This window comes from Candidatus Hydrogenedentota bacterium, assembly GCA_012523015.1.
GTDB lineage: Bacteria > Hydrogenedentota > Hydrogenedentia > Hydrogenedentales > CAITNO01 > JAAYBJ01.
The window spans coordinates 1-6,403 of the sequence record JAAYJI010000277.1; the positions used below are offsets into that span (position 1 = coordinate 1).

Here is a 6,403-nt window from a genome sequence, read left to right on the forward strand (position 1 = left end):
ACAAATAAAAGACGAATTCTTTGAAACTAACAACCCTTCATCATCAACATCTCTCATAATTCAGTTCTCCTTGCCCTCTACACTAATTTAAAGAAGGTGACTGTATCAAGGTTGTTGTCAGAGAGGGAAATCAAGTGAGTCTCTCACTAGGGCTGCTACCCGACCCCTTATAAAGAAATAGGATTAGTCACTGCATCGAGCGAGAAGATTCTATGGAAAGAACTTCTATTCAATTCTCTTTCGGGTATAACCTTTGGTGTATAGTAAAGACAGCTTTGCCTTCATCGCTTGACCGATTCATGCGCTCGTTTGCGGAATTTTCCTGAAAAAACTCGTAACAACGGAGTCCTCTATGACCGCTTATATTGTCGTAGGTTCTGTGGCTGCTTTGATAGCAGCCATGGCACAAAGTTGCATTGGCTTCGGCTTCAGTATGATTTTGGCGCCTGCCCTTTTATTGGTTCTTGATGCGAAGAGTGTTGTTCCCACCGTATTGCTTGTCGATATATTCAACTGCCTCTTGGTCTCTATACGTTACCGTGAGCATATTCTGCCCCGTATCGTGATCCCTCTCGCGATCGGCGGCGTTATAGGCTTTGCTGCAGGTATCCGATTCCTCTTTCATGGCGATCAGCATTCCTTGCGTCTTGCCATGGGAATCTTTGTACTCGTTTTTACGGTGTTGCAATGGCGCGGATGGCGCAGACCGATTCGAGAAAAACTTTATACTTTATTGCCTGTAGGTTTCTTAAGTGGCCTCGCCGGCGGTGCCAGTTCCATGAGCGGGCCGCCTGTGGTTTTGTTCATGGCGAATCAAGACCACAATCCCCATGTTTTTCGCGCATCGCTCATCAGCTACTTCACTTTCATTGAAGTCTACGGCATCGCGCTCTTTTGGTGGTCCGGCGCCCTGACTCATGAAATCATCGTTAATGCCGCAGTCCTGATTCCCGCCATGCTGTTCGGGAGTATCATGGGCTTTTTTTTGGCGTCCCATTTCCCGGAACATATCTTCAAAAAAATGATTCTTTTTCTGCTCTTTGTGATTGGTATCTTTTTGACGCTGAGCGCCGCGCTGCCCCGCTAAGCAAGAATGCCCCGAATCAACACATTATTGCCGTAAGCGGGGATCCAAGGCATCGCGTAATCCGTCGCCGGCAAGGTTGAAAGAAACGACGGTGATAAAAATGGCGATTCCCGGAAAGGCAACCAGCCACCAAGCAAAATCAACAAAACTTTGAGATTGCTTTAGGATTTCGCCCCAACTGGCAGTGGGCGGCGGTACGCCAAAACCCAAAAAACTAAGTCCGGACTCGGTCAAGATGGCTCCGGCAACTCCAAAGGTAGCACTGACAAAGACGGGGCTGAGCGCATTGGGCAGGAGATGCCGAAAAATAATGCGCCAGTCATTCAGTCCGGATGCCCGTGCGGCAAGGCTATATTCTTGTTGTTTTTGTTTCAGCATTTCACCGCGTACCAACCGTGCGATGCCGGGCCAGCCGGTCAGTCCAATGACCACCATAATATTGATAATGCTCGGGTCGAGAAATGCCATTACCGTAATGACCAAGAAAAAAGACGGTACACAAATCCATATTTCAATCAAGCGCAGCGTCAACATATCCATGACCCCGCCATAAAAGCCGGCGAGGGCGCCTAAAAAGATGCCAATGACGACAGCGATACCCACGGCAATAAATCCGACGGACATGGAGATGCGCGTGCCCCAAATGATCCTGCTCAGCACATCCCGGCCCCGATCATCGGTCCCCAACCAATGTTCACGACACGGGGGTGATAAACGTTCCCGTAAATCTTGGCGCAGCGGACTGTAGGGAACAGGCGGATCCCAGCGAAACTCATCGGGCCCGGGCTCCCAACGATCAAAATTTCGGTATAAATTTTCTGCCTGCAAAGTTGCATAAGTAACGATGTTGGGGAAAAGATACAGTCGTCCGTCTTTGCGCATGGCTATGGGCACATCGCCGGCGATAAAAGGAGCGAGTAACGCGATGAGTGCCATGACAACAACCAGCAACACGCCGACCAGCGCCGGCTTATTCTTTTTGAATTGCCGCCATACCACGTTGGGATGTTTACGTACGTCTGAAGGCTGTGTTGCTATATTCATCCCAATTTAATCCTCGGATCCACCGCAACATAGAGCAAGTCACTTAACAAGAGCCCCGCCAAGGTCAACAAAGAGGCAATCGTAACTTCACCCATAATCAATGGATAATCTCGGCTTAATACGGCCTCAAAAGCAAGACGCCCCATGCCCGGGATGGAAAAGATGGTTTCAATAATAATGCTGCCGCCTATGAGGGCAGGCAATAAAGAACCTAGGAGTGTCACAATCGCAATGAGCGAATTGCGCATCGTATATTTCCAAAGGACGGTGCGTTCTGAGAAGCCGTAAGCCCGGGCTGTGCGGATATAATCCTGACGCAGTACGTCCAGCATGCCCGCGCGCATATAACGTGATAACAACGCGAGACCGCCATAGGTCAGGCAGAAAAGGGGAAGAACCATATGCCACACATGATCAGCAATCCGGGATAGGAGCGACATGGATTCCGCCGTGCCGGACTGCAAGCCATGGATGGGGAACCAGTCAAGATATTCGCCACCGCCCAAAAATAAAATGAGCAACATGGCAACCCAAAAGGTGGGCATGCTGTACAGGATAAACAAGATAATTGTGAGGCTGCTGTCTCGTTTGGTGCCGGGATGGGTGGCAGAATAAACGCCTACAGGGATGGAAATAATATAAACTAAGAAGATAGAAATCAGATTGAACATGAGCGTGACGGGCAGCGCCTCCACAATCTTTTCCATAACGGGTCGCTGATCTTTCATGCTGTTGCCAAAGTCAAAGCGTAAGAGACGCCCCAGCCAAAGCGCATATTGTACTGGGATTGGTTTATCCAAACCGTAAAGGGCCTTGGTTTGTTCGATGATATCACGGGTCGCTGCGTCAGCCTGCATGTCCCCTTCCATACCTTGCAGTTTATACGCGATAGGGCTGCCCGGCGCTAATTGGATCAGCGCAAAGGTCAGCATGCTGATTCCGATAAAGGTCGGGATAACCAACAACAATCTTCGAATAATATAGGCGCGCATTAGAAGCCAGTCTTACAGATTGAACAAAAGTCGTAACAATGTTCTATCACTCTTTACTTTATAGTCCTTTCGCTCTGACAATATATAAAAACGTAAATAATCATCCGCCGTAACGCTGCATACTTTTGGGCACAAACCATTCTCGTTGGTCGATACCAAAGGGATAGACGCGGATACCGTGAATGCGCTTGTCGCCTGCAGCGAGCACTTTGGGAGCCAACAGGAAGAGATAAGGTTGTTCTTCATATAGGATTTCTTGGAAACGGTGGTACAGTCGAATGCGGGTGTCCGCATCAAAAGAAATACGCGCCTCTTCAATAATCTTATCGGATTCATCATGGATAAAGCCGACATAATTGGAGCCGGCGTCCGCTTGCGACGAGTGCCAAACCTGATAGGGATCAGGATCGGGCGGCATACTCCAGCCCATAAGGACTGCGTCAAACTCGCGCTTATCGACGCGCTCCAACAAAGACGCCCATTCCATAGGGCGTATTACGAGATCAATACCGGCGCGGCCGAGCTCTTCCTTGTAGATGGTTAGGATATTTTCTGCAACGGGGTTCTGGTTCGTTGTTGCCACTTCGAAGCGGAAGGATACGCCGTCACGTTCGAGAATGCCGTCTTTATTCTCGTCGGTCCACCCCGCTTCTTCGAGCAATTGATGCGCTTCCGCCGGATTAAATACAAGGGGAAGAAGCGCGTCGTTATGTTCCGGCGTACCGGGCATAAAATTTCCGGAAATAATAACGGCTTGTCCATAATAAATGGTATCTCGGATTAGTTCACGATCCAAGAGCAGCGCTAAGGCACGCCGTGTTTTTCGGTCTTCAAAGAGGGGCTTACGCAAATTCCAACCAATGTAATTATAGGCAGGTCGGTAATAGGCAAATCGGTTGAAGTTCTCTCTGAAACGGGGCGTGTTGGCGCGACGTGCAAAGAGTTCCGGGGGCATACTTATAAAATCCAAATCGCCTCTTGATAGTCCTTGAAATGCGGAATTATCGTCAAGGATAATTGCATAAACAAGTTTTTCAAAATAAGGCCAACCTTTTTCTTCGTGTCCCCAATAATGAGGGTTTCGGACAAGGGTAATACGCTGTCCCGTCTCCCAACGTTCTAGCTTATATTTTCCGGAACCGACGGGAGCTCGATTGTTGGGATGATTATTGAAATCTCCTTCACCGTAGATATGCCGCGGTAACACGTATAATCCGCCAAGCATCACCACATGACGATAATAGGGCTTATCACAAGTAAATTTTACGGTGTGCTCATCGATCACTTCGCAATCCGTGATGTCCACAAAATAATTACGTAAATGGGGCGCGTCCACCGTGGGATCCATGAGGGTATCAAAACTAAACTTCACATCCTGTGCCGTTAAAGGAACACCATCCGAGAAGACTGCGTCTTCACGCAAGTGAAAGGTGTATTGGAGGTGGTCGTCGGAAATCTCCCAAGTCTTTGCTAGGTTAGGAATGTTTTCCATGGTGCGTTGGTCACGATCTAAGAGGGTATCAAAAATCCAGTCCAACATGACGCTGGCGTAATAATCTGAACTCGTCAATGGATTAAGATGAGGCATTTCCGCGGGCAGCCGAAGCATGAGCTGATCTCCTGCTTCCGGCGGGACATCGGTCCCATATTCGCTTAAGATTTCTCCGAAATCACCGGGGGCTTGTCGCTCTGCGCCACAGCCAAGCAGCAGCGGCAAAAGCACAGACAGCATACAATAGCGCATAGACTTCATAACGAATACTCCGATCACAACAGCGTGCTAAGACAGATGCCGATCATTGCCCTAAAGCTTTCATGCGGTTGCCCACTTCTTCCGCGAAACGCTGAAGATACCGTTGGAACAATTGCTCAGCAGTTAAGGAATCATCCTCAAGAAGAGGCGTCAAGTTCATTGCGAAACTCACCGCCGTGGCGGCGTCAACATTGTGAGATGCAAAAAAGGTGGCATGGGCGCGGCGGCGGCCGAGTGTTGCGAGATCATAACGTTTGCCTCCGGAAACCTGTGAATCAAAAACACCTAAGAGTGCGGCCTGAAGATTTTCATGACCGGAAAGATCAAAGACTACTTTATCCGGATCATGAAGCCAGTCCAAATCACGCCAAACCTCGCAGCCATATAGCTCTTTAGGACGGATCTCTTTGGGCATCCTGCGAATGGCCGCAATCAATTTGAGCAGTACACCGATATGGGTATCATGTTTGTCGGCCGGATTGTGGGTGTATATTTTTTCAGGCCGGGCAGCGTCTAAAATCGTGTAGAGGTCGTCTACAACTGCGCTATTTTCCCCATCCTTTACAGCACTGCTGGGATGATTGAGTAAAAACTGTACGCTGTAATCTCCGATGATCGCTGCTTTTTTCTGTTCTTCTCGACGAATCACCGCCATTTCATCATCGCTGAGAGAGGCATACAATCCCGTGCGGGGCGATCCTTTCCCATCCGTGACGACGACAGCAGAAAACCATTGGTCTTTACGCTGAAAGCAGTTCAAAATACCGTCGAAAGCCATGATCTCCAAGTCATCTTGGTGTGCACCCACTGCAAGATGGGTAGTCCGCACAGCCGCGCTGTCAAGAGTGGTGCCGTCAGGCACAAAGGCTTCTGCAGAAGAAACTGTAAAACGCATATAAACCTCCTGTACTACAAAATTAATGCTTATTTTTATATAATTCGGACTTACATCTAGGTTATATAGCAAGCCCCTGTTAGGGGAGTATATCACTTTTTGGACACCATGGGCATATTGACCGGATCCCCTGTGATCCAATCAAAATGAAGCCGGATATTCTTGCGCATGAACTAGGCTATAACACAACAATGCCCCCGCGACCTCTAACAGCCGCAGGGGCTTTTTCAAACTAAAGGATTAATTTATGTAAATTCGATATTAGTTGGCGGCAGCGAAAAGACCGATAATATTCGCCATACTGGGCAGCACAGGCTGCGTTGCGCCAAGATCCATGCTTATGGTATCGGCCTGACCAGGCGCCGGCGGCACATAAGGAATCCAATCTACGTGACCATCCATGAAGAGCACGTTACAGCCTCCGGGAACATGATTGAAGAAGGCGACCGCTTTACCAACATTGCCAAGCAAGTCCATCATGACAAAGATGGTGCTTTGCGCCATAGCGGTAGTTTGAGGATTATTCACGTCCGTGATCATAAAACGCTCATTACCTTCTTTAATACGATAGATAACTTCACCCGCGCCATTACCTGTTCCAATGGGTACTTTCCAGTCTTTATCGGCAATCT

General features: G+C 48.6%; 6 protein-coding genes. 1 reads left to right on the forward strand and 5 read right to left on the reverse strand.

What is annotated here, in order from left to right; all coding sequences use genetic code 11:
- Positions 1-352 precede the first annotated feature (352 nt).
- On the forward strand, positions 353-1,087 hold the full coding sequence (locus tag GX117_12145; protein NLO34080.1) for a sulfite exporter TauE/SafE family protein: 735 nt from the start codon (positions 353-355) through the stop codon (positions 1,085-1,087).
- Between the two features lie 24 nt (positions 1,088-1,111).
- On the opposite strand, the gene GX117_12150 is transcribed toward GX117_12145, so the two are convergent.
- The 5 genes from GX117_12150 to GX117_12170 form a co-directional block, all read right to left on the reverse strand.
- Positions 1,112-2,131, reverse strand: a complete 1,020-nt coding sequence (locus GX117_12150) for an ABC transporter permease (protein NLO34081.1) — start codon at positions 2,129-2,131, stop codon at positions 1,112-1,114.
- Complete coding sequence (locus tag GX117_12155; protein NLO34082.1) at positions 2,128-3,123, reverse strand: ABC transporter permease; 996 nt, start codon at positions 3,121-3,123, stop codon at positions 2,128-2,130. The genes GX117_12150 and GX117_12155 overlap by 4 nt, the downstream gene beginning before the upstream one ends.
- Positions 3,124-3,223: 100 nt before the next feature.
- Complete coding sequence (locus GX117_12160) at positions 3,224-4,876, reverse strand: hypothetical protein (GenBank protein ID NLO34083.1); 1,653 nt, start codon at positions 4,874-4,876, stop codon at positions 3,224-3,226.
- Positions 4,877-4,919: 43 nt separating this feature from the next.
- On the reverse strand, positions 4,920-5,771 hold the full coding sequence (locus tag GX117_12165) for a PIG-L family deacetylase (GenBank protein NLO34084.1): 852 nt from the start codon (positions 5,769-5,771) through the stop codon (positions 4,920-4,922).
- Between the two features lie 261 nt (positions 5,772-6,032).
- Positions 6,033-6,403, reverse strand: a 371-nt coding sequence (locus tag GX117_12170; GenBank protein ID NLO34085.1) for a hypothetical protein, incomplete at its 5' end; no start/stop codon positions are given.